The organism is Fibrella aquatica (genome assembly GCF_041321135.1).
Classification (GTDB): Bacteria; Bacteroidota; Bacteroidia; order Cytophagales; family Spirosomataceae; genus Fibrella; species Fibrella aquatica.
Window position 1 is genome coordinate 19,692 of sequence record NZ_JBGGWF010000002.1, and the last position, 24,809, is coordinate 44,500.

Below are 24,809 nucleotides of genomic sequence, written 5' to 3' on the forward strand. Positions count from 1 at the left end.
TTCTTTTCTCTAATCTACCCCCGTGGCGAAAATAAGAACCTCCTACTTCTGTCAAAGTTGCGGCCATCAGTCGCCAAAATGGCTGGGCCGCTGTCCATCGTGTGGCGAATGGAACACCATCGTTGAAGAAGTAGTACAGAAAGATGAACCTGACAAGGGCAGTTGGCGCGTAACCTCTGGTCCGGCCAAAATTGCGGCAAAACCTAAAGCGATCCATGCCATCAATTACGAAGAACAACCCCGAACGCTCACCGTTGATGGTGAATTAAATCGGGTGCTGGGAGGGGGGATCGTTCCGGGATCGCTCGTGCTCATTGGAGGCGAACCAGGCATCGGTAAATCGACACTGCTATTGCAAATTGCCCTCAGCCTAACCGATATGCGGGTGCTATACGTATCGGGTGAAGAAAGCGAGCAGCAGATCAAGATGCGGGCCGAACGCCTGGAAACGCCCACGAGTGATTGCCACATAATGACCGAAACGTCGACGCAAAACATCTTCCGGGTGGTCGAGCATTTCGAGCCTGAAGTGTTGATTGTCGACTCCATACAGACCATGCATTCATCGTTGGTCGAGGCCGGGGCGGGGAGTGTATCGCAGGTACGTGAATGTACCGCCGAGTTCATGAAGTACGCCAAAGAGTCGGGCGTGCCGGTGTTCATGATTGGTCATATCACTAAGGAAGGTTCTCTGGCTGGCCCCAAAGTGCTGGAACATATGGTTGATACGGTGCTGACCTTTGAAGGCGATCGCCACACGACCTACCGAATTCTGCGCACGACAAAAAACCGGTTTGGCAGCACCTCCGAACTGGGCATCTATGAGATGCAGGGGACGGGATTGCGACAGGTGTCCAACCCATCTGAAATTCTCATTTCTCAACGCGACGAAGCCTTGAGTGGCGTGGCTATAGGCTCAATGATGGAAGGGAATCGCCCGCTGATGATTGAGATACAGGCGCTCGTGGGCGTGAGTACATACGGTACGCCACAACGAAGCAGCACAGGGTACGATAGCAAGCGACTACAGATGCTGTTGGCTGTTCTGGAAAAGCGTGGTGGTTTCCGGCTGGGTCAGCAAGATGTTTTCCTGAATGTAGCGGGCGGTCTGCGCGTTGAAGACCCGGCCATCGATCTGGCTGTTTGTGCTGCCATCATCTCTAGTTACGAAGATATTGCCATTCCGACTACAGTGGCATTTGCGGCCGAGGTGGGCCTGGGTGGCGAGGTACGTGCCGTTAGCCGTATCGAGGCCCGAATTGCCGAAGCGCAACGGCTCGGTTTTAAGCAGATTTACGTGTCGAAATACAACCTCAAAGGGCTCGATGCCAGTCAGTTCAGCATCGATATTCGCGCCGTAGCCAAGCTAGACGAAGTATTTCAGGGCGTGTTGATGTAGGGTAGAAGTCCAAGGTTGAATGTTTAAGGCCTAACGTTGCTTTGCTGTGGAAAGGCATCTTCAGCCAAGCAAAGCAACGTTAGACCTTAAACATTCAACCTTGGACAAAGAGAATAAAACTAAAAACCTTACCCTGAGTTAAGCTTATTGTAATGTATTCTATAGGAATTATGGACAATACGCAAAACGACAACCTTCCTAACGGACAATCAGGTCAGCAGCGCGAACAGCAGTCTGTGCCTGAATCAACATTCGGCGCTACTGGTCTACAGGCACAGGATCAGCCAACCGATCAAACCTTAACCACACGGCAGGGGCATCCATTGACGCATAATCAGAATGTGCGTACCATTGGCAATCGGGGACCTACCACGCTGGAGAATTATCCTTTTCTTGAAAAGATCTCTCATTTCGACCGGGAACGCATTCCCGAGCGGGTAGTGCATGCGCGTGGTGCCGGTGCTCACGGCGTTTTTGAAACGTATGGTACTGTGGGCGACGAGCCGGTTTCGGCGTATACGCGGGCAAAGCTATTCCAGCAGAAAGGGAAGCAGACGCCCGTTTTCGTGCGTTTTTCGACGGTTATTCACGGTGGACACTCACCGGAAACATTGCGCGACCCACGCGGTTTTGCGGTGAAATTCTACACCGAAGATGGCAACTGGGATTTAGTGGGTAATAACCTGAAGGTGTTCTTCATCCGCGATGCCATGAAGTTCCCCGATCTGGTGCACGCGTTTAAACCCGACCCGCTGACAAACCGGCAGGATGGGGGACGTATTTTTGATTTCATCAGCAATACGCCCGACGCCATGCACATGATTACTTTCCTGTTTTCGCCCTGGGGTATTCCGGCCAATTACCGGCAAATGCAGGGTTCGGGAGTGAACACGTATAAGTGGGTGAATGAGGAAGGTAAAGCCGTTCTGGTGAAATACCACTGGGAGCCGGTGCAGGGTATCAAGAACTTGACTCAGCCCGAAGCCGAGCAGATTCAGGCGAAAAACTTTAATCATGCCACCCAAGACCTGTACGACGCTATTGAAGCGGGCAACTTCCCCCAATGGGAACTGCTGGTTCAGATCATGAGCGACGATGACCATCCTGAGCTCGATTTCGATCCGCTCGACGATACCAAGTTATGGCCACCCGACAAGTTTCCGTGGTTGCCTGTGGGCATGATGACGCTCAATAAAAACCCCGAAAACTATTTCCATGAAGTAGAGCAGGTAGCTTTCGGAACTGGCGTGCTGGTTGATGGGCTTGACTTCTCCGACGATAAAATGTTACAGGGAAGAACGTTCTCGTACTCGGATACGCAACGGTATCGGGTAGGAACAAACTACCTGCAACTCCCTATCAACGCACCCAAAAAGCATGTGGCCACGAATCAGCGCGATGGACAGATGCAGTATCGAGTCGATTCTGCCCCTGGACAGAATCTGCACGTCAACTACGAACCATCATCCATGAACGGGTTGAAAGAGGCACCGAAAACATACCCGGATCATAAACCTTATGTTGCTGGTAACTTGATGCGCTCACCAATCGATCGCACCAATAATTACCAACAGGCTGGTGAACGATACCGTACGTTTGAAGACTGGGAGCGCGATGACCTGATCAATAACCTCGTTGATGCGCTGTCTGGCGCTGTTCCTGCCGTGCAGACGAAGATGATCGAACAGTTCAGCTTATGCGACGAAGATTATGGTCGGCGCGTTCGGGAAGGACTCGAAAAGCATACTCAGGAAAAAGGGCATTCAACTGTCCAACAAGCTGAAGAATTGTCGCACGAAGCACAACCCTACTAAATTAATGGTCATTTGTAGTCATTAGGTGGTCATTATGCTTCACTGTCATCTACTGTTAAACAAGGAATGACAGCGAAGCATAATGACCACCTAATGACTACAAATGACCTTTTCACAAGCCATGACATTCTCATCGACACGACCCGAAGATTTATTGTTCGACGCTGCCCGTAGGGGCGACGTAGTTTATCTGACTGAACTGCTAAAGGAAGGCATTGACGTAAATACGCGCAACGGAAAAGGCTTTACACCGCTGATCATTGCTACTTACGATGGACAGCAAGAAGCGGCCAATGTGTTGCTCGCAGCCAATGCCGACGTGAATGCGCAGGATGTAACGGGCAACACGGCTTTGATGGGAGTAAGCTTCAAAGGCTACCCGGATATTGCCCGCTTATTAATTGAACACGGTGCCGATTTGAACCTGCAAAACGGAAACGGGGGGACAGCGCTCATGTTTGCTACCCTGTTCGGCCGAAATAATCTTGTCAGACTACTAATAGAATCGGGAGCAGACACTACCGTCCGCGATGTACGGGGCCTGACAGCCTATGACCTGGCTATTCAGCAGGGGAATGAAGAAGCGTCAGCGCTTTTTAATGTTTAATGTTTAAGGTCTACTGTCCAACATGCTCCGCTTATAGACAATCTGTCGACAAGCGGAGCACGTAGGACAGTAGACCTTGAACATTAGACACTAAGCCACTAAACATCCTCTGTCTGCAGTTGCTTGTCATACAACTCGCGGTAGATACCGCCTAGGGCCATTAATTGGCTGTGCGTTCCCTGCTCTTTTATTTCCCCGTTATCGAGTACAATGATCTTGTCGGCCAGTTTGGCTGAAGATACGCGATGTGAAATAATCACCGAAGTCCGATCGGCCATGATGCGGCGAAGATTGTTCAGGATGATATTTTCTGTATTGGTATCAACCGCTGACAGACAGTCGTCCAAAATCAGGATTTTAGGGTCGCGGGCAATGGCTCGGGCAATACTCAGGCGTTGCTTCTGACCGCCTGATAGGGTGATGCCCCGTTCGCCGATGCGCGTTTCAAACGCTTCCGGGAAAGCCGCGATGTTGTCGGTCAGGTCGGCATCGTCGATAGCGCGAAGCACTCGTTCCTGCGGCATATCGGGTTTGCCGAACCTGACGTTGTTGCTGATCGTATCAGAAAACAGAAATACATCCTGCGGAACGTACCCCAGTTGACCGCGCAAATGGCCCAGATCATAATCGCGGATAGGTACGTTGTCTATACTGATCTCGCCAGTAGAGGTGTCGTACATACGCATCATCAGGTTGGCCAGCGTGCTTTTTCCTGAACCGGTAGTGCCCAGAATGGCTACTGACTCGCCCGCCTGCACATCCATCGAAAAATCTTTCAGGGCCACAATGCCCGTATCGGGATACACAAACCGCACGTGATTAAACGTAAGCCGACCACTAATATCGCGACGTATGTTTTTGGTCGAAACCAGGCTGGTTTTTATGGCCATAAACTCGTTGATGCGCTGCTGTGACGCTGCCGCTCGCTGGGTTTGACTGGTTGTCCAGCCCAGTGCCATAACGGGCCAGGTCAGCATATTCACGTAGAGAATAAACTCGGTGATGTTCCCCGCCGTTAGCCGTCCGGCCAGCACTTCCTGACCACCCACATACACGACCAATACGTTGCTAAGCCCAATCAGCAGTACCGACATGGGTTGCCAGAGGGCATCGACCATCGTGAGTCGGAGCGATTTTTCCTGATACTTGTTGGCTTCGCCCTCAAAGTTCTTGACTGAATTATTCTCCTGCACGAAGGCTTTTAGTACCCGAATGCCCGAGAAAGCTTCCTGCACGTAGGTGCTCATCTGCGACAGCGCCCGCTGAATTTCTTCCGACCGCTTGATCACAATACTCTCGACCAGATAAATGCCGACCGACAGGATAGGCAGCGGCAGTAGTACGTAGAGTGTCAGGCGGGCGTTAATGCTGACCATGTAGCCGATGACCAGCGTAAACAGAACCAGCAGATTCATGCCATACATAATACTGGGGCCAACGTACATGCGCACCTTGCCGACATCTTCGGAGATGCGCGCCATCAGATCGCCGGTGTTATGTTGGCGGTAAAATGCCAGCGGCAATGTCTGGTACTGATCGTAAATGTCGTTTTTCAGATCATACTCGATATGCCGGGACATGACAATGAGTGTTTGCCGTACCAGGAATAGAAAAAAGCCTTTTAGCAAGGCCAGGACCAGAATGAGCAACCCATACAGCGTAATGGTGAAGGCAAAAAACTCGTAGAGTTCCGGCTGGAGCGACGTACCTGCATAGAGATAATAAATGTCGAGTGTTTCGCGTACCAGATCGAGTGCATAACGAACGAGTTGAGCCGGAAAGATGCCGAATAGGTTCGATACTACGGTGAAGACAATTCCCCAGATGAGGTACCACTTGTAACGGGCAAGGTATTTATTAAGATGCGCTAGGGCACGAATGGTTTCCACAACTAAATCAGGTACGTTCTGGTTTTTCAACGCGCAAATTGCCCTAATGGGTTCGCCGAAAGGATAGCACGCGGATTAAATGGATTAAAAACGATTGACGCAGATTTTGGATGGGTACGCGGATTAAAGGGATGACACGGATTTGCGCGGATCACTAGATTTGAAAAGGATTGGCTCTGCTCCAATCTAAAAATCCGTGTAGATCTTTTTTAATCCATTTAATCCGCGTACCATTCCGCTAAAAGCTGTACTTTTGCACCCGATTTCACGACAGTTCTTTTTCATCCCGGTAGTTCAGACGGTTTCAGGCGGCTCTATGTTAAGCAGGCGATTACTCCGAATTAAGGTTATGCAGACGCTTTATGCGCTTCGGCAGGCCACACAGTCTAATAAGCAACTCGCCCACGACGGCATCAGCGATCAATTTCAACCCGATCTGAACTCCATGAAACCGCAGAATAAGCGGCAACTGGAAGGCTACCGGAAGCTGGCAACACTTCTCTTCGACGAAGCCCTTAAAGGCGGGCAATCCGTTCAGGATGATGATGCCCCCAAATCTGTTCTCGACGCGGCCAATTCGGCTCTTGTCTACTACCAAAATCGTCATCGTAAAGACCAACAGTTCCTGTCGGGTCGTTTGCTCGAAGCCGTAAAGGATATTTACAGCGATTACCTGCGCATTCTGCAACTGTTGGTAGAATACGGCCATATGTCGCGTCTCGATCGGGAGCGGCTTTTCCCCGATCCAGACGTTACGCCGTTTACTTACGAATCAGACCTGAGTCAGAACGTGGTCATTCGGGGGCTGGCCGAGCATCAGCCGCTGCAAACGGAGTTGGTTCGTCGGGGTATTACGTGGGCCGATGACCTGCACTTTGTACGGAAAACGTATCGTGAGGTTCTTAAGACCGATGAAACCGTCATTGCGTATTGCCTCAAACACGATCATACGCCCGACGAAGATCAACAGTTAGTGCAGCATATGCTGCGGCAATTGATTCTGAAAAAAGATATCATTCGGGATTATCTGGCCGAAATTGATTTGGCATGGGCCGAAAATAGCGAAGTGGTTCGCGGCATGGCGATTCGCACGCTAAAATCGACGCAGGCGATTACGGGGCTGACACTGGAAAAACTAACTGATGACTGGGAGGCCGATGAGTTGTTCCTGAACGAACTCTTCAATAACGCTATTCTGAACGACGCCAACTACGAACAGTTGCTGGGCGATCAGCTAAAAAACTGGGAAGTCGACCGCGTAGCCATCCTGGACCTTATTATCATGAAACTGGCTGTTTGCGAAATGCTTACGTTTCCGGGTATACCGGTTAAAGTAACAATAAACGAATACATCGACATGGCAAAAGCGTACAGCACGCCCAAAAGCGGTACCTTTGTCAACGGAATTTTAGATAACTTGTCGGCCAAATTAGTGGCCGATGGTACACTCCGCAAGAGTGGCCGTGGTTTGATCGATAACAAATAAGAGGGTGACGGCAGGGGGTTAAAAACTGGTTCTATCGGTAACATCCCTGCCTAATTACTGACAACTAACGACTAACGTAATGAGCAGATCAGGACGTGATTTGGCGTTTTTCCTGACCGGAATTGCCACAGGTTCCATTCTGGGCCTATTGTATGCCCCCGAGAAAGGGGAGATTACCCGCGACCGGCTTTCGTTCCGGCTCTCGAAATATCGGGAGCAACTGGAACAGTTGCTGAATGAGTTAATGAATACGGCCGATTTGCCCGAAAATTTTCAGAAATCGGAGGGGCAACGGGTGGTAAATGATGCCCGCGAAAAAGCAGAACGGCTGCTGGAAGATGTAGACCGTTTGATGGCTCAAATTAAACAGCAAGGCGCTTAAGCAGCCAACAACATGAGGCATTCAATAAGTCGAATCGGTCTGTTAGTGGTTGTGCTGATGGGTTTGCTTGGGCAGAGCTGCAGCAACAAACGCGATGCGAACGGTCAGCCAGTAGGAGAGCAGGGTGCTGCTACGGGTAAAACAGCTAAAATCGAATTTCTTGACAAGGGTGTTCATGATTTTGGCCAGTTGACAGAAGGTGACACGGTAGAGTACCTCTACAAGTTTGTCAATAAAGGCGAACTTCCCCTGGTAATCAATAACATCACGGCGTCGTGTGGCTGCACCACGCCCGATTGGCCACGCGACCCGGTAGCACCCGGCGAAGAGTCGGCGGTTCGGGTACGTTTCAACAGCCGGGGCAAACAGGGCGAGCAGCGCAAAACGGTTACTGTTTACGCCAACACCCAGCCAACTATGACCGATATTGAATTTAAGGTGATGGTGAATCCAAAACCTGAGTCGGCTACAACAACTAAGTAAGCGTTTAATTCCACCGGCCCGTTGCCGCCTTTGCGGGCAGTAACGGGCTTTTTTCTCCTCTCTACAATGCAAACGGTATTGGCACAGTCCATCAGTCAGGTTCCTCAGGGTGTATTTACGTTTGCCCTTTGGGGTGGCGTTTTGGCCGTCATGTATTTCTTCATGATCCGGCCACAACAGAAAAAAGCAAAGGATCAGAAAAACTTTGTCAGTAGTATGAAAAAGGGTGATTCGGTGGTCACCATTGGCGGTCTGCACGGTAAAATCGCTTCTGTAGAAGGTACAACCGTTACCCTGGAGGTAGATCGGGGTACGAAACTAACCTTCGAGAAGTCGGCTATTTCGAGAGAGGCGACAGTTAAGCCCGACGGAGAGAAAGCCTGATTTATAACCCTGTCATTAGGTAGGCATTTATGGTCATTGGTGACCATTAGGTTATCCCACCATGTGGTCAGATAAGCTAATGACTACCAATGACCTTATAATATCCCCCTTAACACTGTATGAACGCTGAGGCAAATACACCAAGGCAGCCATTTAATCCGGGAAAATGGCTTTTCTGCCTCGTAGGGGCCGGCTTATTCTGGATCATGAATGCGCTCAACAAAGAGGGTTATTCACTAAATGTTGAATATCCGGTTCACTTCGAGTTCAACGAGTCGAATTATATTCCAACCACCACGCTTCCCCGCACGGTGAAAGTAAATGTATCGGGCGATGGCTGGGATTTGCTGCGGTTATCGTGGCTCCCTTTTCGCACTGAGCCCGTCAACTATGAAGTGAACAACCCGATGCGGGCGTCGATCATCAACACCTCGGCCATGACTGCCGCACTGGCCGATCAGATCAAGAATCTGAAGGTGAACTATGTCGTGGCCGATACGCTGGAAATGAGTTTCGATCATCGGATTACCAAAACGATTCGCCTGGTTGCCGACAGTACACACATCGATATGCTTTCGCCTTTTGTGGTGTCGAGCGTCATTAACCTGACACCGGCTACCATCACCGTGCAGGGCCCCGCTCGACTGCTTAAGGGGTTCAGCGATACTATGCTGATTAAAATCCCCGGTCGCCGAATTTCGGCCAATTATGATGAAGAACTGCCTATAACCGCCTTCAGGCATCCACTGGTTCAGCGCAGTGCCGACAAGGTGTTTGTTAGTTTTGAAGTGGGGGAGTTGCTCTCACCACTTCCGGCAGCGGCCAGCAAACGAAAGTGACAAGCAGACATTAGACGTTAGATACTGGATGCCGGATATTGGACTAAAAGTGCCTCATTTTGACATTTCAGTCCAATGTCCGGCATCCAATATCTTATCTGGTAAATCTCGATTTGATGAGGCCCTGTTTTTTCAGGCTGATAAACAGGCCCAGGTTATCGGCATACAGGTCGCCTTTGTCGTAGGCGAAGGTCGTGCTCAAGAATGATCCCCCCAGCCAGTTAAGTTGGGAGGTTAAGCCCAGAAAGCCGGAGAACTGAGTGGCTGTAAACGGCGTGTCATACGTGCCCGCATTCTGACTGTACGAAAACCGACCCGTAAAGCCAATCCGCCTGGAAAACGATCCGCTCAGTCCCGTATGGAACACGCCCACCCGGTTGTTGTTTGTGAAGAAAGCACCCGGTAACGTACCTGGCAAATCGGTGGCGGGAGCAATGAAAGGTGTACCAATTGTTCGACCAAATGTGGCCCATCCGTCGCGGTATTGGCCATGGTTGAAATAGTTGTCGCGACCCCGTTTGTTAGGGTCACTATCGACAAATGCGTTGCCTCCCTGACTAAAGGTGTCCAGGTATTCGAACACCACTTTGTTGATACGGAAACCACGGCGGGCTACCCGTCTATTCTGGATAGAGAGGCCGCTTAGCCCATCGGTAATGTTGATCAGGTAAAATAAGGAGCCATCTTCGTAAATGCTCTGACGATAGAGCGAAACATCGAAAGTGCGAGCCCGGATGGTCAGGCCAAGATCAAGGGTACCCAGGTGGTTTCCAATCCGATTACCGGCATCGAAGGCGCTATACTTGGTGGTGTCTACCCGGCGGTTGCCAAGGCTGTTGCCCATGATTACATCGACGTAATCGGGGAAACTGGCTGGTAACTGGCTATTTCGGATAAATTCTCCGGGTAAGGTTTCGTTGTTGCCGCCCCATTGCACCTGATGATTTAGCCCCCCGGAGAGCCACACTTTCCAATTTGGTTTTCCCAATCGCCAATACAGCGCTTTCTGGTGCAGCATCGACCCTTTGATAAATCGGTTATATTCGAACCAACCTTGGGCAAAAAAGGCGTTGATAGCCAGTGCTTTACTGAGCGGAACCCAGCCAGCAGTGCCAATCTGTATTTTCAGAGGAGGCAACGCATTGCCCGACCATATGTAGGAGCCTGATGATACGGTAGAATCGACCAGGCCGATAATTTCGCGGCGTCGGCCGGCGTAAAATTCTACACTACGGTACTTGACTTTGGCATAGGCTTCAGGTAGCAAAAACCTGGATTTTGTGTTCAGATCGGTACTGTTCAGTACCATATCGAATCCCCAGCCCCAGTCTACCCGCCTGCGTACCGCACGCAAACTATCCAGCTTGGTTTGTGGTTTGCCGTAATAATCGACCCGAAGACCGCCACGAAGCGTTGTAACGGGGTCAAACCGATCAGGGTTACTACGGGGAACGATACCATACTGATTGGCTCGTTGCCAAAACGGAATTTCGCCACGGGCGGGCAGATAGATTCCTGCTTCGAGCTGATAGAGGGTGGGTTTGCGGGTTTGGCCAGCTACAGTGAGGCTACAGCAGACAAGCAGAATCAGGAGCCGCATGAAGAGTTTCGTTGTTTATAAATGTAGAGCGGTGCAACATGGATCAGGATCACTCGCCACGTCCAGCAACGCTTGTACAATAGTTGGGCCAGAAGACAAAAAGGGCCTGTCTGTTCAGTTGTTGGGAACTTAAACATGCCTGAAAACAAGGCTAATGTTCCAATTAAAGAGTGGAATGAATGGCTGTCGTCACATAAAATTGGGTTCCTTTATTCATTTAAAAAAGACATTGTAAGCGTCAAAACTTCGGAAGACCATCAATATTGACCTACCTTTGTTATCAGTGTCAAGGTGTTGTGTCACCCGTATTCGTTAGGTGTTGGCCTTTAACCAAAGGGTTAAAATGCTAAATCTGCGTGGTCGGCAGGACACCTTTTATATAGACAGCGACCACTAAAAAAGTAACGTTCTGCACAAAATGGAACAGCCAAATAACGACGAGCTCCTGCGAATCATCGATTTGCTGAATACGACATACGAAGGCGAAGAAGCCTGGCATGGTCCCTCAGTGGCGGAAGTCATGCGTGATGTAACGCCTGATATGGCCAGTTTGCGGATTTCGCCCAACACTCATACCATTGCCGAGCTTCTGTTTCACATGACGAGCTGGCGCATTTTCTCGGTGAAAAAAATGCAGGGCGATGGAGAATTTGATATTCTGACTCCAGAAAAGAACTTTGGTCAACTTCCTGAAAAAATTGATGATTTCGAGTGGGAAGCGCTCCAGATGGAACTCAGTCTGAGTCAGGAAGAATTGATTAACGAACTCGATAAACGCGACGAAGATGATTTTCTGGAAGAGATCGTACCAGGTCGTGACTATACTTATTACGACCTCCTGCATGGCATCATCAACCACGATATTTATCATGCCGGTCAGATCATGATTCTAAAAAAAGCGCTGGCTTTCAAAGCAGCTGGTGCCGGTCGTTTCAGCGACAGCGATGACGATTTTGGTTCTTCCTACGACCGCGAAGATTACTACTGAACTCAATTGTCAATGATCAATCATCAATAAATTGATGATTGATCATTGTTGATCAACATTAATTTCCCCCTTTTTGCCAACGCAATTACATCAAGCCGGTGAGGTGCCTACTTCGGCTTCATCGCTCTATACACTGCCCTTCTGGTTGCTTTGTTTAAGCAACTTTCTGTTCACGGCCAGTTTTTCGATGATGATTCCCGAGTTGCCCGAGTACCTTACCAAACTGGGGGGGCGGGAATACATCGGCCTTATCATTGCTCTCTTTACACTTACCGCTGGCATCTCGCGTCCGTTCAGTGGAAAAATTACGGATACGGTGGGCCGGGTCCCGGTGATGGCCTTTGGCTCGGTTGTCTGCTTTCTTTGCGGCCTACTCTACCCGTTTCTCATTACTGTAGCAGGTTTTTTGACGCTCCGCCTGGTTCATGGCTTTTCAACGGGCACCAAGCCAACCGCTACATCGGCCTATGTGGCCGATGTGGTTCCTGCAAGTCGTCGGGGCGAAGCTATGGGCGGCTTAGGAATATTCACCGCTACCGGTATGTCTCTGGGGCCGGTTATTGGGAGTTTCCTGGTCAACAATGCCAGTATGAACATTATGTTCTATACCTCGTCGGCCTTTGCCCTGCTGTCAATTGGAATATTGCTTCGATTGCCTGAAACGTTGGAGAATCGGCACCCTTTCCGGCTGAGCCTGTTCAAATTACGGTCCGATGAATGGTTTGATACGGGGGTTCTGCCTGCCTTTTTTGTGCAATTGCTTAACTCATTTGCGTCGGGTGTGGTCATTATTCTGGCCCCGGCATTAAGCCAATCGGTTGGGGTAACTAATAAAGGATGGTTCTTTGCGGTGTATACGCTGGCTTCGCTGGTAATTCGTTTATTGCTTTCTAAATCATCAGACCGCCATGGCCGCATTCCGGTGATGATTGCCTCTACCATCGTGTTGGCTATATCGTTGGTTATGCTGGCACTTACCGATTCGGTATGGTTATTTTTTACGGCGGCGGTAGTGTATGGCATGGCCTGGGGCATGAACTCTCCCACGTTACAAGCCTGGACGGTTGACCTGAGCGAAGAGGCAACCCGTGGTCGTGCTATGGCTACACTCTATATTGCGCTCGAATTAGGTATTGGCCTGGGGGCATTGGCAGCAGGCTGGTTCTTTACACATTTGGTAACAGAGCAGGCACTATCCGTCGCATTTAGTATTGCGGCAGGCCTTGCAGTGATAGGAGTGGGGTATTTGTTTCGCTTGACACGAATGGGTTAGGCGCACTTTTCCTATCGCGTATCCAGCTTCCAGCAGCACCTGTCGGATAGTAAGGACGGAGAAAATAAACACGTCACAGCGTATGATTCGTATTTTTCAACAGGATGAAACTGCCGTTCGAAAGATTCGTGACTTCGATTCTTTTCAGGACACCGAGCGAACCTTATGGGTAGATCTCCAAAATCCAACGCCCGAGGAAATCAGAAGTGTAGAAGAAAAATTCGATGTTAGTTTTCAGTCGCAGCAGGAGCAGGCTGAAATTGAAAGTAGTTCGCGTTACATTGAAGAAGATGATCTGCTGATTGCCAACTCGAACTTCCTGATTCCTACCCGAAATCACGAATACAAAACGGTTCCTGTCAATTTCCTGCTGAAAGATGACGTGTTGTTTACCTATCGCTTTGCCGATCTGAAAAGCTTTGCCGATATGGTGAAAAAGATCAAGTCGAAACGGACAGTGTTTAGCGATGGTGCCCAAATCATGATCGCCATTTTCGAGTCCAGAATTGACTATGATGCCGACTTGGTCGAATCGCTGTCGACACGGGTGAAGGAGATCAATAAGCAACTGGATCTGGATGCCAAACTAGACCGGGAAATGCTCCTGTTAATCAATGATTACCAGGAGTTAACCATGTCGATACGGGAAAACGTAGTGGATAAACAGCGCGTTATATCGGCCATGATTCGGTCGAATGGCTGGTTTACCTCAGACGAGCAGGCCCGGCTACGCATTGTCATCAAAGACATCAACTCGTTGATCGACCATACGAACTTCATCTTCGAGCGACTCGAATTTCTTCAAAATACATTTCTTGGTCTGGTTAATCTTGAGCAGAATAATATCATCAAGATATTCACCGTACTATCGCTGGTGTTATTGCCGCCCACGCTCATTGCCAGCATCTACGGCATGAACTTCGCCGATATGCCCGAACTTAGTTGGAAATTTGGCTATCTGTTTGCCTTAGGCCTAATGGCTATTTCATCGGGTCTGACCTACTATTTCTTCAAAAAGAAAAACTGGTTGTAGGTACGTTACCATATTTTAGTAATTATATGGCCGGAAGTAACGGCTTTATTTAGTTTTAAGTGTTTATATGTTTGATGAGTAACAAATCTGACCTGGTCGATTCGACTGTTTTTCAGGCTATCGTGATGGAATCGCCTATTCCGATTGCGCTGCTGATTGGCCGGGAGTTGATTATTACTGTAGCCAATGAGCCACAGTTGAAAGTTTGGGGAAAGGGCAGTCACGTATTTGGCATGCCACTAGCGAAAGCCATTCCCGAAATGGAGGGGCAACCATTTTTGGCCATTCTCGATAACGTATTCACCACGGGCGTCACGTTTGCTACTGATAATACGCCCGCAGATATGGTTGTTGATGGAGTGCGCACGACCGTTTACTTCGACTTTTCGTTCAAGGCCGTTCGAAACGAGCAGGGAGTGGTTTATGGCATCATCGCGACTGGTATTGACATTACGCAGCAGACAGCAGCTCGGCTGGCCCTTCAGGAAAGTGAAGAACGATTTCGTCAGCTGTCGACTAGTCTGGATCGGCAGGTTCAGGAACGTACCCAGCAGTTAGAAGACTCAATAAGAGAGTTAAAACGCTCGAATGAGAACCTACAGCAATTTGCCTTTATTGCGTCTCATGATCTACAAGAGCCTTTACGAAAAGTGCAGCAATTCGGTGATTTGCTCAAGGATCAATACAGTCACCTGCTGGGTGAAGGGGTGACGTATGTTGAACGGATGCAAAACGCAGCTAATCGCATGTCTACTTTGGTTAAAGACTTGCTAAGCTACTCACGCATTTCAACCCAGCAGGAAACGAAAGGTGTTGTTTCGTTGGCAACAATCGTGCAAACGGTATTGATGAACCTGGAGGTTTCAATTAACGAATCAAATGCCATGATACAGGTCGGTAATTTACCTGTGGTGGAAGGTGACCCTTTGCAATTGGAACAACTGTTTCAAAATCTGATTAGTAACGCCCTCAAGTTTCGGAAGCCTGGTAATGCTCCTCAAGTAAAAATTCACTCTTCCTGGGTTGCGGCGGATAAACTTCCAAACTCTGTGAAATCTGATCAAAGGGCTCTTGCCTACCATCGAATTGATGTGATCGACGACGGGGTTGGCTTCGACGAAAAATACGTAAACCGTATCTTCGTTATTTTTCAACGCCTGCACGGTAAAACTGAGTTTATGGGTACTGGCATTGGCCTGGCCATCTGCGAAAAGGTTGTGGCTAATCACAGAGGGACCATCACCGCCACCAGCCAACTCGGCCAGGGCTCAACATTTAGTGTGTACCTACCCGTCTGACCTACTCGTGTCACCATCTCCCACATCGGTCTGTTTTAGAGGCTCAGCGACTTAAAGGCCTGCGTCAATTCAGTGAGTGATCGTTCAACACCCATCCGCTCCAGCGAAGAGGCACCTACGAAACCCTGCACGCTACTCCGATCGAGCACAATTCGTACGTCTTCAGGTGTGTTGATGGGGCCGCCGTGGGCCAGGAAAAAGATATCCGGATCGACCGACCGGCCGGCATCGATAATTTTCTGGGTACGTTCAACGGCTTCGTCCATCGAGCAGGAGGCATCCGTTACACCGACAGAACCACCAACGGTAGTGCCCACGTGGGCAATAATGGCGTTGGCCCCGGCTTCAGCCATCTGACGGGCTTCGTCGGGCGTGGCTACATAGACAATGGAGAACAAGTCCATTTTAGTAGCCAGCGCCACCATCTCTACTTCCTTCTGAAAACCCATGCCCGTTTCTTCCAGCACGCGGCGGAAGTGCCCGTCGACAATGCAGTGGGTGGGGAAATTATTCACCCCGGAAAAGCCCATTTCCTTAACCTTGATCAGATGATGCCACATCCTACGGCGGGGGTCGGAGCCGTGAACGCCGCAAATGACCGGAATGTCTTCTACAACGGGCAATACCTCGAATTCGCCGATGTTCATAGCCTCGGCATTGGCGTCGCCATAGGCCATCAGGCCTGCCGTAGATCCGTGACCGGCCATTCTGAAGCGGCCCGAATTGTAGATGATGATGAGGTCAGCCCCGCCTTTTTCAATGAATTTGGCGCTGATTCCCGTTCCTGCGCCAGCGGCAATTATCGCCTTATTCTGGTTGAGGGTAGCCTGTAAGCGGTCTTTAACTTCCTGTCTTGTGTAGGGATTTCCTTTCCCTGTCCATGGATTGGGCATTGTATAAAAGATGGTTTACGTCCGTTTTTTTGATTCGATCAGGGCCAGTAGACTCGTTACGAGTAGTTCGGCAAAAGCCCTGTCGTTAATGTGTGCGTCTGATTCCACCACTGTTACACGCGGTGATACGGTCGCTTTGATGGCATCAAAAAGTACTTTATCAACTTGTGGCTCAAAGAAAATACCGCCTTCAGTGTCGAGTTGCGAAAGGCCTTTCAGCGGTAACACCACTGCGACCGGCCCTGCTGACCGGTTTATTTGTTGAGCCAGGTGGGTCCCCAACCAGTTGTTTTCAGCCGCATTGGTTCGCATCAGCGTAACATCGGGAGCCCAACTATATAGATGCCGTTGCTTGAATGAGGCGGGCACAGTATCTGGATGGCCAAAATTAACCATGTCGAGGCAGCCCGGTACAACAACCTGCGGAATGTTCAGTTGGGCAGCTGCCTGCATCCGATTAGCTCCGGCACTGCAAATTCCCCCGCACAGTTCATCGGCAAGCTCGGTGGTCGTGATGTCGAGAACGGCGTCGAAAATGCCTTCCAGAATCAGGCTCTCCATAGTTCTGCCACCAATACCGTTGGCATGGAAAGTAAACACCTCATAGCCCTGTTCGGTGATTAACTGACTACACCGCTCTACGCAGGGCGTTGTGTTCCCAAACATGCTGATGGCAATACAGCCCGAAGCGTGGCGGGCAGGTACCTGTTCCAGCCTAGCCATAGCGCAGATAGCCGCTGCGGCTTGCTCAATCAACGGACACAGAATGCTATTGAGGCCGGCAATATCAACTACCGAGGGCATCAACACAATGTCTTTGGCTCCTACCTGCCGCGATAAGTCTTTGGCCGCCAGCGTACTGATGCATAATTTGGGGATTCCAAACGGAATTTCCTGCATGGCCGAGAGGGCAATGAATGTACCACCGCCTCCCCCCATGCCCACTGCCCCGGCTACGCGGTCTTCACTCACCAGCCGACGAACGAGTTGCGTGGCCCCATTGCTCATGCGTTCAATGGCATATCCACGATCGGGCGTTTTCTGAAGATCGGTCAGTGAAATGCCCGCAATCTGGGCTACCTCTTCGGCGGTATAGTCTTCTGGAAAAGTCGGTCTTGTGTCCATCACCCCCGTATTGATGGTGATGACCGGCAGGCCCCGCTCCAGAATACGCGTTCTCAGGAGGGCAAATTCTGCCCCCTTCGTGTCAAAACAGCCAATGAGTACAATTGATTTGTTCATGGAAACAAGGTCGTCGACACGAGCTGAACCATTAGTTAGGCTGTGTTTCCAGCACACCATAAGCGGTCAGCTCGTGGCGCAGGCTAGCCGGATCGGTGAAGTGGATACTGTGAATTCCCAATTCCTGTGCCGCCTTTACATTACGGAGGTTGTCGTCGATGAAGAGCGATTGGGTGGGTTCCAGTTCGTAGCGGTTCAGCAGGGTTTTATAGAACGAGGGGAACGGTTTACGGTCTTTTTCAGTCCCCGAAACCACAATTCCATCAAACCAGGTCAGGAAATCGAACTGTTTCTGTGCAACCGGAAACGTTTCGGCCGACCAGTTTGTAAGGGCATACAGGCCGAAATTGCCGGATTCTTTTAATTCGCGAAGAATATCGACCGTGCCGGTAATCGCTCCCCGTAGCATTTCTGGGTAACGATCATAAAAAGCCCGGATGGCCGTTTCGTAGTGAGGGAAACGTGGAATTAGCAGACTAGTGGCTTCGCTTATGGTTCGTCCGCCATCCTGTTCTTCGTTCCAGTCGGGTGTGCAAACGGTACGCAGAAATTCGTGCCGCTCGGTTTCGTCCTCAAAAATCGTCTCGTAGAGATACAACGGATTCCAGTCGATCAGGACGGCACCCAGGTCAAAAATGATGGTTTTAATCATGCCGGAAATGTACGCTTCATTTTGGTTTTAGTCGTACCGGAAAAGTGATTTATAGAAATCCAGCCCTTCACTAGCCAATTCGTCGGGGCTGTTGGCCAGTGGTCGCCAGATCGATGCGGCTTTGGCTAACTCGGCAGAGGGGGCGCCGAACGTTTCGAGTACTACGGCACCCTGGTAGTCAATATCGATCAGCGCCTGTTTAATGCCTGCCCAGTCTACATTGCCGGTGCCGGGTGTTCCCCGGTCGCTTTCGTTGCCCTGAACGTGGCACAGAAGATCGTTGCCGATGGCCCGGATGGTGGCCGGAATACTTTTTTCTTCGATGTTATTATGAAATGTATCGAGCGAAATCTTGATGGACGGATGAGCCAGTTCGTGCACCAGCGATAAGGCCTGCTCGGCCGTGTTGACCATGTCGGTTTCGAAACGGTTAAGTGGTTCAACGCCCACCACCACACCATGAGATTCGGCAACCTGTGCCGCTCGATGGAGATTGTCGAGGCACCAGGTACGTTCCTGTTGTTTCCGTTCTGCTGATACCAGCCGGGTTTTGCCAACGGCTGAATAGACCGGGCCGGTAAACAGCGGGCTATCCATTTCACTGGCAATGCGGATACAATCCACTATGTAGTCGTACCCCATCTTCCGGATAGCAGCATCATCACTGGAGATATCGCGATTGGGGCCAAATGCGCCGCTGATGGTGATGCGTAAACCGGTTTCGGTAGCTAGCTTTTTCAGAGCCGACCAATCAATAAGGTCCTTGTCCTCGATGGCTATTTCGACAATGTCGTAGCCCATGTCGGCTACTTTATACAGGAGATCGAAGTGGGTGGTAGAAAAGGGAGACACCCACACAAAGGTGCTGACGCCAAATTGAATCATGTGCAGATGTTGGATGGGTACGCGTATTTCGCCGATAAATTGGGTTCATGCTAATTTTATAATTAATCCGCTGGAATCTAATCATCGGCGAAATCCGCGTACCATGTTGAATTAGAACCGGGGAATGGTGATGCGTTCGCCGCCTTTCATAGCTGATTCGTGAGCGCAGATACCGGCAAGGGTGTAGTTGGCGGCCAATTCAGCGTCAACGGCCGAATCACGACCTTCAATGATGGCTGCCACAAATTCCTGCACCAGGTGCGGATGTGAACCACCGTGCCCCGCACCTTGCAGGAATGACACGTGATTGGGATCGTCAATTTTTTCGCGCTTGGTAAAGTGCTTGATCGGCTCGATCAACAGGTCATCCGTGTCGGGTACATTGATTCGCCGGGCGTTTTCACCACCGTCGAAAATAATGTGCTCTTCGTCCTGAAGCTGCTCCCACTCAAACGACATTTTGGTGCCATACACGTCATAGCTTTCTCGGTATTGCCTCACCACGTCGAACAGAGAGCGTGTCGCTTCGGCCACCACGTCTGAATCTTTGAGTGTAAACGTGGCTGTTTCAACGGCAAACGGCGAGCCGTACCGGCTGGCGAGGTCTTCGCTGAGGCGACCCGAGCCGTGGCAAACGACCGTTTCAGCAATGGTGTTATTGATGCGCAGCAGCGGCGAAATAGCGTGGGTGCCGTTGAGCATGGGTGGGTACCCTTTCCAGTATTCGCCCCATCCCTCCATACTCATATCCTGAATGTGCGAGCCTCTGACAAACTGAATACGCCCCAGTTCGCCCGTTTCTGCCAGTTTCAGGCCGTACAAAAATTCGCGGGTATATAAGGCCGTTTCCATCATCATATACACTTTACCGGCTCTCCGTTTCGCTTCAACAATAGCTTTACAGTCTTCTACTGTCATCGCCATTGGAATGGTACAGGCTGTGTGTTTATTGGCGTTCAGCGAAGCCAGCACCATGCGGGCGTGATCAGGAACGGGCGTAACCACGTGGATGGCATCAACATCGGCGCGGCCAGGTACGTCCTCGAAATTTTCAAAACACAGATCGGGGTCCAGATTGAACTTAGCCGCCAGTTCATCCAGCGTTTTCCGATTACGGGTGCAGATACCCACGGCTTTGATGTTGGGATGACTCTGGTAGATGGGGATAAATTCTTTGCCGAATCCCATGCCTACGATAACGACGGTAATTTGCTGATCACTCATGACTAATGCAGTCGATTTATTTATTGATAATTGATTATGAAAAGCCCTATTTCCTGGCGGCCCACTTCACGGAGTTGAGCAGCAGGGTTTGGTAGTTGGCAATGTTGTGCGACTCGGCATCATGGCCCAGGGCCAGGCCCACAATGCGGGCTTTAGGGTGTTTTACCACGAAAACAGACGGGAATATTTTGTCGGAAGTAGCAACGCTAGAGCTGGCAAGCACCTCTACGCCCGGTCCGGTCGGGTCGGGAATGAAGTAGTAGCGTTCGTCTTTCAGGGTGAATTTGGGTTCAACACCTTTCATGATTGGGTGGCCAGTCTCATTGACCGTCACGTCGAACGAACCGTAGCGATCGTGTCCGCGCGACCCCCCGCTCACAATCTGTTGGTTGTATGTTGGCCAGTCTTTCCAGTTGTACCACATCGCCGCGTGGGCAATGATCATTCCCTTACCTGCTTCGGCAAAATTCATTACAGCCTGACGAATAGCCGGATTGGTAATGGGGCGGTTATTGCTCAGGTACAGCACGTCGGCCTGAGGCAGGTACGTCATCATCGAGTCGGGGTCGCCCACGTAGTTGACTGTAGCAAACCCGTCGCGGCTCAGGGTTTGGCCATCAACGTTTCTGTACCACATGCCAAAATTGTGCGAGGTGCCGCCGCCCACCATCAGCACCCGAATGGGCTTGCCCGACTTAGCTGAGCCTGCTGAACTTGTTTTACACTGCGTGAGTAAAAGAGAGAGACTAAGACCCAGGCAGGCAATCAGCCAGGTACGTGTCAGCGCAAGCTGGTTTAGTGGATGAAATCGTGCTTTCATGTCGATTGGTTGGTTACTTGCTGTTGAGGGGTTTGTTGGCTTTTTCTACCCGCATGACGCCACGCATAATGCTCCAGTGCCCCGGAAACGTGCATACGAAGGGGTAATCGCCGGGTTGAGTGGGGGCGGTAAACTCCAGTGTGTACGATTCGCCCGGATTCACGAGTTTGGTCGAGGCCAATACTTCGGGCATCTGAGGTACGTAGTTTTTCTCTACCGCTTTGGGGTCGCGGGCCAGCGCATCGGCGGCTTTGCCTACCTTTTCGGCGGTGCCGGGTTTACAGATGACCAGGTTATGCTGCATGATGTCGGGGTTTTCCAGCGTCAGTACAACGGGCAACCCAGCCTTAACCGTGATCATTTTTGTGTCGTACTTCATCTGCTCCTCAACCACCTTGATTGTCAATACGGTGGCTTTTTCATTGCTCATGGCTGAAGTGGCGGCCATAGCTGGCTTAGTGGTCGTCGGCTTCCTGACTTCCAGGGTGGCGTTCTGCACATTGCCCACAAAATCGAACGAGTTGGTATACGCGTTGGCATAAGCGCCGATCGAGTTTTCAGTTGTTACGTCGCGCTGCGACCGGATTACGTCGGCCAGTGGTTTGGTGAAAAGCGATGGTGCTTTGCTTTTCGCCTTCTCTTGCCCGTTGATCAGCAACATCATCTCACCATTGGTAAGGAATCGGCTTTCGAACTCGAATTTTTCGGGCAATGCTTCGGTAGTTGCCGCCGTATACACCTGTCCGTTTTGCTTGACGGCCATGGTGAGGTGCCCATCTTTAATATACAATCCGTACCCGGCTTCCTGACCGCCCTGACCAACAATGAACCCTTCCAGATCCCGATTCCCTTTGGCGATAGACCCTTTTACGATGATTTCGCGGCCCGTAACATCGGGTGGCAACGCAATCGTAGCCCGGCGTTGTAGTGCATACACTTCCTGGTTAATCCCCGATAGCAGCCGACGGCTCAAGCTTTTTTCTGAAGTGGAAGCACCCGGGTTGTTGGCCGCTTCGGTCAGAAAACCATCGCGGTGAACGGCGGCGGCGGCAAAAAGGGCGCGGCCAATCCACTCGTCGGCTTCGTTGTCTGGTTGCCGCGATGCCCGGTACAGTGCCGCGCCAACGGCTTCGTTGGCTGGCAGTGCCGCCAGTGCCAGCATGGCTGCCATCCGTACGTTGAGGTTTGGGTCGTTCAGTAGCCCTACTTTCTGAAGTATATCCAGGGTCTGGCTAGTCTGGGGAAGCACATCGATGGCCGCTTTCCGCACACCCGCCGCCTTGTGCGACAAAGCACCCGTTACGGCCCGCATCGCGTCAGCGTTTGACCCGTTGAGTGCACCCAACCCGTGCAGTGTCCAGAGGGCATGTACGGCGGGGCTATTCAGGCCAATTTCATCAACGGTGGGGTTGGCAATAATCTGGTATAATTCGGGGAGAGCTGCATTATTTTTAGTCTCGACCAGTATCCGCTGGGCAGTCATGCGCCAGAACATATTGTCGCTTTTCAAGGCTGCTATCAGACCCGGCGTATCGGTTCTGGTCAACGCGACGGGCTGGTATGGTTTGGCTTTTTTGTAGACGACCCGGTACACGCGGCCAAAGTTGATGTCACGCAAGGGGCTTATAAACGCATTTCCCTGTCCGCGCGGTTGCTCTTTAAAGGGCAGCACCATTAGCGACGGAGCCTGACGTTCGACAAATACGTTGTGCTGAATGATGAAGTTGTACCAATCAGCCACCCATAGCGCGCCATCGGGACCCACTTCGGCATGTACCGGGCCAACCCACTCGTCGGAACTGGCCAGAAAATTCCAGCCATCTTTCTCGGCAAAACCGGCCCCACTAGGCTCCACAATCGCATTATGGATGACCCGTACGGTGGGCTCGCAGACAAACGCTACGCGGTTCCAGTACGATTTAGGGAAACTACGGGCCGTGTACATATGGTGCCCGGCCGCTGACGTAAAGCCACCGACTACGTCGACCTGCCGCATATTTGGGGTCATGGTGTGCGAGTCGTAGTGGCCATCTATTTTCTGCACCGCCTGCATGGTCGAGCCGGGTAGATTCCGCTGCATGTACCGTGCTGGCATCGAGTAGTAGGCGCTGTGGGTATTATTGGCCGTTGAGATAAACACGTTGTTGTCTTCTGAAAAGCCTAGTCCCCAGGTATTGTTACTGGTATTGGCCAGAAAGTCAACACCCGTTCCGTCTGGATTGAGGTTATACACGCCTGTTCGGAAGCTCATGGTTTTACCATCGCGAGTGGTGCCGTTATAGCCTGAGCCAACTACGCCCCATATCTTGTTGTTGAAGCCGTATTGCAGGTTCGACGGGCCGAAGTGGGTATCGTTTTTCTCCCAGCCGCTCATGATGTTTTCCCGCACGTCGGCCTTATCGTCGCCATTGGTATCCTTAAGAAAAACCAGGTGTGGGGCCATGGCCACAACTACTCCGCCGTTGGCAAAAACCATGCTGGTGGGAATGTTCAGTTTATCGGCAAAAACGGTGAACTTATCGGCTTTGCCATCGCCATTGGTGTCTTCACAAATCTTGATACGGTCGTTGGCGGCCCCGTCGGTTTCCAGAAACGTGTTCGGGTAATCGACCGATTCAACAATCCAAAGTCGACCTCGTTCGTCCCACGACATGGCAATCGGATTGGTGATATCAGGTTCGGCCGCAAACAACTGGATGTCGAAATCGGCTGGTACCTGCATCAGCTTTTTGGATTCTTCGGGCTTCAGCGCTTCCTGCATTTTCGGAACCATGTAGCGTTTCGAATAATCGGAAATGGCAATGCCCGACGATTCATAAATGTCTACGTTGGGAATGGTCAGCCGGGCAATCTGCTGTTTCACTGGCTCGCCCAGCGCCCACAATACGCCGTTGTTGACCAGCGCCCTGAAATCAGGATTGGTCCAGGTGCTGTCGTTATGGCCATACGCGGTGTAAAAAACCCGGCCTTTCCCCTGGGTACGTACCCAGGTATAGGGCTCCTGCCGGTCACCTTCCTGCCGCGCCGTCAGCACGGTCATGTCGGGATTCAGGTTCTGGTGTACATAAGTTTCGTCCCAAGACGTGGTAAAGGGGGCTAAGCCCTGCATCACCGGGTGGTTTTTATTGACGATGATCTCGGCAATCGAGCCCGTTTTGTGCGATTTAAACTGACCGCCGATAGTATTGATGTACCAGACCGAATTTTTGAAACAACCTGACGCTGAATGTAGCGGAATCAGGCCTTTACCTCCTTCTACAAAGGTTTTCATGGCCTGCTCCTGACTGGGCGACAGGCTGTCGTGGTTGGCGTAGATGACCAGCCCGTCATAACGGCTCAGGTTCTCTTCATTCAGATCGTTCAGATCGGTTGTGTACGTCAGGTTTACGCCTTTGTTAAACAGCGAGATAGCCAGCCAGGGTGCATATTTGCCCGAATCGTGGTGTTTTCCTGCGTTGCCCAGAAAGAGTACTTCACCCCGGCGAGGCGGGGCCTCGGAACGAGTGTTTGTTGACGTTCGGCTGTTTTTTTGGGCACTGTTCGTGCAGCCCTGGTACAGTCCGAACGTGAGTACCAGCGATAAAATAAACCATTTCATAAGCAAGCGGGAGGTTGAGA

The 24,809-nt window shown here is 50.8% G+C and carries 21 protein-coding genes; 12 read left to right on the plus strand and 9 right to left on the minus strand.

Annotation, left to right across the window (positions count from 1 at the left end; translation table 11 throughout):
- Positions 1–22 precede the first annotated feature (22 nt).
- The 3 genes from radA (at position 23) to ACAW87_RS04090 (ending at position 3,820) form a co-directional block, all read left to right on the plus strand.
- Positions 23–1,399 carry a DNA repair protein RadA gene (gene radA / locus ACAW87_RS04080; RefSeq protein ID WP_370721884.1) on the plus strand — a complete coding sequence of 459 codons (1,377 nt, stop codon included), beginning with the start codon at positions 23–25 and terminating at the stop codon, positions 1,397–1,399.
- Between the two features lie 167 nt (positions 1,400–1,566).
- Positions 1,567–3,213 (plus strand): catalase, encoded by a 1,647-nt coding sequence (locus tag ACAW87_RS04085; protein WP_370722813.1) that lies wholly within the window; start codon positions 1,567–1,569, stop codon positions 3,211–3,213.
- 121 nt (positions 3,214–3,334) lie between these two features.
- Positions 3,335–3,820 (plus strand): ankyrin repeat domain-containing protein, encoded by a 486-nt coding sequence (locus tag ACAW87_RS04090; protein WP_370722814.1) that lies wholly within the window; start codon positions 3,335–3,337, stop codon positions 3,818–3,820.
- A gap of 98 nt (positions 3,821–3,918) precedes the next feature.
- On the opposite strand, the gene ACAW87_RS04095 is transcribed toward ACAW87_RS04090, so the two are convergent.
- Positions 3,919–5,700, minus strand: coding sequence for an ABC transporter ATP-binding protein (locus tag ACAW87_RS04095; protein ID WP_370722815.1), 1,782 nt, complete (start codon positions 5,698–5,700; stop codon positions 3,919–3,921).
- Positions 5,701–6,058: 358 nt separating this feature from the next.
- Here ACAW87_RS04095 and nusB point away from each other — a divergent pair, with 358 nt between their 5' ends.
- From nusB to ACAW87_RS04120, 5 genes are all read left to right on the plus strand, one after another.
- Complete coding sequence (gene nusB, locus ACAW87_RS04100; RefSeq protein ID WP_370721885.1) at positions 6,059–7,195, plus strand: transcription antitermination factor NusB; 1,137 nt, start codon at positions 6,059–6,061, stop codon at positions 7,193–7,195.
- A gap of 79 nt (positions 7,196–7,274) precedes the next feature.
- Positions 7,275–7,577 (plus strand): YtxH domain-containing protein, encoded by a 303-nt coding sequence (locus ACAW87_RS04105; protein WP_370721886.1) that lies wholly within the window; start codon positions 7,275–7,277, stop codon positions 7,575–7,577.
- A 12-nt stretch (positions 7,578–7,589) separates the two neighbouring features.
- Complete coding sequence (locus ACAW87_RS04110; RefSeq protein WP_370721887.1) at positions 7,590–8,060, plus strand: DUF1573 domain-containing protein; 471 nt, start codon at positions 7,590–7,592, stop codon at positions 8,058–8,060.
- A gap of 66 nt (positions 8,061–8,126) precedes the next feature.
- Positions 8,127–8,444 carry a preprotein translocase subunit YajC gene (gene yajC / locus ACAW87_RS04115; protein ID WP_370721888.1) on the plus strand — a complete coding sequence of 106 codons (318 nt, stop codon included), beginning with the start codon at positions 8,127–8,129 and terminating at the stop codon, positions 8,442–8,444.
- Between the two features lie 119 nt (positions 8,445–8,563).
- Positions 8,564–9,283: a YbbR-like domain-containing protein gene (locus tag ACAW87_RS04120; protein WP_370721889.1), complete on the plus strand. Its 720-nt coding sequence runs from the start codon at positions 8,564–8,566 to the stop codon at positions 9,281–9,283.
- A gap of 94 nt (positions 9,284–9,377) precedes the next feature.
- On the opposite strand, the gene ACAW87_RS04125 is transcribed toward ACAW87_RS04120, so the two are convergent.
- The gene (locus ACAW87_RS04125; protein WP_370721890.1) at positions 9,378–10,883 is read right to left on the minus strand and encodes a capsule assembly Wzi family protein; all 1,506 of its coding nucleotides are present in this window, start codon (positions 10,881–10,883) and stop codon (positions 9,378–9,380) included.
- A gap of 418 nt (positions 10,884–11,301) precedes the next feature.
- Between ACAW87_RS04125 and ACAW87_RS04130 the strand changes: the two genes are divergently transcribed.
- The 4 genes from ACAW87_RS04130 (at position 11,302) to ACAW87_RS04145 (ending at position 15,475) form a co-directional block, all read left to right on the plus strand.
- Positions 11,302–11,871, plus strand: coding sequence for a DinB family protein (locus ACAW87_RS04130; protein ID WP_370721891.1), 570 nt, complete (start codon positions 11,302–11,304; stop codon positions 11,869–11,871).
- Between the two features lie 73 nt (positions 11,872–11,944).
- The gene (locus ACAW87_RS04135) at positions 11,945–13,144 is read left to right on the plus strand and encodes an MFS transporter (RefSeq protein ID WP_370721892.1); all 1,200 of its coding nucleotides are present in this window, start codon (positions 11,945–11,947) and stop codon (positions 13,142–13,144) included.
- Between the two features lie 82 nt (positions 13,145–13,226).
- The gene (gene corA / locus ACAW87_RS04140) at positions 13,227–14,177 is read left to right on the plus strand and encodes a magnesium/cobalt transporter CorA (RefSeq protein ID WP_370721893.1); all 951 of its coding nucleotides are present in this window, start codon (positions 13,227–13,229) and stop codon (positions 14,175–14,177) included.
- A gap of 74 nt (positions 14,178–14,251) precedes the next feature.
- Positions 14,252–15,475, plus strand: coding sequence for a sensor histidine kinase (locus tag ACAW87_RS04145; protein WP_370721894.1), 1,224 nt, complete (start codon positions 14,252–14,254; stop codon positions 15,473–15,475).
- Between the two features lie 35 nt (positions 15,476–15,510).
- Here the strand turns inward: ACAW87_RS04145 and ACAW87_RS04150 are convergent, their stop codons facing one another.
- The 7 genes from ACAW87_RS04150 to ACAW87_RS04180 form a co-directional block, all read right to left on the minus strand.
- On the minus strand, positions 15,511–16,368 hold the full coding sequence (locus tag ACAW87_RS04150; RefSeq protein WP_370721895.1) for a phosphoenolpyruvate hydrolase family protein: 858 nt from the start codon (positions 16,366–16,368) through the stop codon (positions 15,511–15,513).
- A 15-nt stretch (positions 16,369–16,383) separates the two neighbouring features.
- On the minus strand, positions 16,384–17,610 hold the full coding sequence (locus ACAW87_RS04155) for a Tm-1-like ATP-binding domain-containing protein (protein WP_370721896.1): 1,227 nt from the start codon (positions 17,608–17,610) through the stop codon (positions 16,384–16,386).
- Positions 17,611–17,641: 31 nt separating this feature from the next.
- Complete coding sequence (locus tag ACAW87_RS04160; RefSeq protein ID WP_370721897.1) at positions 17,642–18,262, minus strand: HAD family hydrolase; 621 nt, start codon at positions 18,260–18,262, stop codon at positions 17,642–17,644.
- A gap of 27 nt (positions 18,263–18,289) precedes the next feature.
- Positions 18,290–19,147, minus strand: a complete 858-nt coding sequence (locus tag ACAW87_RS04165; protein WP_370721898.1) for a sugar phosphate isomerase/epimerase family protein — start codon at positions 19,145–19,147, stop codon at positions 18,290–18,292.
- A gap of 111 nt (positions 19,148–19,258) precedes the next feature.
- Positions 19,259–20,371: a Gfo/Idh/MocA family protein gene (locus tag ACAW87_RS04170; RefSeq protein ID WP_370721899.1), complete on the minus strand. Its 1,113-nt coding sequence runs from the start codon at positions 20,369–20,371 to the stop codon at positions 19,259–19,261.
- Between the two features lie 46 nt (positions 20,372–20,417).
- Positions 20,418–21,191, minus strand: coding sequence for a ThuA domain-containing protein (locus ACAW87_RS04175; RefSeq protein ID WP_370721900.1), 774 nt, complete (start codon positions 21,189–21,191; stop codon positions 20,418–20,420).
- Positions 21,192–21,204: 13 nt separating this feature from the next.
- Complete coding sequence (locus tag ACAW87_RS04180; RefSeq protein WP_370721901.1) at positions 21,205–24,789, minus strand: PVC-type heme-binding CxxCH protein; 3,585 nt, start codon at positions 24,787–24,789, stop codon at positions 21,205–21,207.
- Positions 24,790–24,809 lie beyond the last annotated feature (20 nt).